Annotated in this window: 1 pseudogene; it reads right to left on the reverse strand. The window is 75.1% G+C overall.

The window, feature by feature from the left end:
• Positions 1-257: pseudogene (locus ACQG3P_RS20390) on the reverse strand (autotransporter adhesin YapN); the annotation flags it as partial.

Below are 257 nucleotides of genomic sequence, written 5' to 3' on the forward strand. Positions count from 1 at the left end.
CGGTGCCGAGCGCGGTGCTGCTCAGGCCGGGCGACCATGCACCGCCGCCCACGGCGGTGGAGTAGTTGCCGGAGGCTTCGGTGGGCAGCAGGCCGCACAGCGCACCGCCGATGGCCACGCTGTTGGTGCCGCTGGCCAGGCTGCCCTGGCCGGGGGCGGTGCTGTAGGCGCCGGTGGCTTCGGCGTCGCCACCGAGCGCGACGCTGATGGAGCCGGTGGCCTGGGCGAAGCTGCCCAGCGCAGTGGCGTTGAACGCG

Source organism: Stenotrophomonas sp. SrG, from assembly GCF_050031795.1.
GTDB lineage: Bacteria > Pseudomonadota > Gammaproteobacteria > Xanthomonadales > Xanthomonadaceae > Stenotrophomonas > Stenotrophomonas rhizophila_A.